Source organism: Anaerococcus marasmi, from assembly GCF_900290195.1.
Classification (GTDB): domain Bacteria; phylum Bacillota; class Clostridia; order Tissierellales; family Peptoniphilaceae; genus Anaerococcus; species Anaerococcus marasmi.
Window position 1 is genome coordinate 1 of the sequence record NZ_OLMF01000001.1, and the last position, 959, is coordinate 959.

Annotated in this window: 1 tRNA gene and 2 rRNA genes; all 3 read left to right on the forward strand. The window is 44.4% G+C overall.

Features of this window, described 5'->3' with window-relative positions:
- Positions 1–214: ribosomal RNA gene (locus tag C7D97_RS00005) — 16S ribosomal RNA — on the forward strand; the annotation flags it as partial.
- 202 nt (positions 215–416) lie between these two features.
- Positions 417–493 (forward strand) — tRNA-Ile (locus C7D97_RS00010).
- A 243-nt stretch (positions 494–736) separates the two neighbouring features.
- A 23S ribosomal RNA gene (locus C7D97_RS00015) occupies positions 737–959 on the forward strand; the annotation flags it as partial.

The window sequence follows — 959 nt, forward strand, 5'->3', positions numbered from 1 at the left end:
CATGAAGTTGGAGTTGCTAGTAATCGCAGATCAGAATGCTGCGGTGAATGCGTTCCCGGGTCTTGTACACACCGCCCGTCACACCATGGAAGTTGGCAATACCCGAAGCCTGTGAGCTAACCTTTGGAAGCAGCAGTCGAAGGTAGGGTCAGTAACTGGGGTGAAGTCGTAACAAGGTAGCCGTATCGGAAGGTGCGGCTGGATCACCTCCTTTCTAAGGAAGCCCGACCTGGTAGGGTGGAAAGTACGAAGTGCTTTTCATCCTAGACGAAGTTTTGCGTAGCAAAACGACGGATAGGACGTCTCTAGCAAAGTATGGTTAAAATTAATCATAAACGAAGAGATTCTTAATCAGTAAAGGCTTGGGGAATGATACGTTATTCCCCTTAGAAAAATATTAAGGTTAGTTATTGTTTGGACCTGTAGCTCAGGTGGTTAGAGCGCACGCCTGATAAGCGTGAGGTCGGTAGTTCGAGTCTACTCAGGTCCACCATCATGACCTATCCCGATTTCGCAAAGCGAAATCGATGGAAGGTCAGACGTCGCAACGTTTCAAATCTATGATTTGCCAAGTTGCCGACGAGTAAAAGTAAAGTTAATAGTAGCTACTGGGTTATTCTGGTAAGCTACTTACTATTACTATTTATAGTTGAAAAGTGTAGACTTAAAAATGCACTATTAGATGAACCAGTCTAAGTCAGCTTAGGCATAAAACTAAATAGCAAAAAATATTTCCAGTCAAGAAAGCAAGGGCGCAAGGTGGATGCCTTGGCACATGAAGGCGAAGAAGGACGTAAGTGAACGAAAACTAGGGCAAGCTCACAAAAAGCATTGACCCCTAGGTCTCCGAATGGGGAAACCCGGCTGTGGAAGACACAGTCATTACTAAGTGAATACATAGCTTAGTAAAGCAAGACCCTGTGAACTGAAACATCTAAGTAACAGGAGGAAAAGAAAGA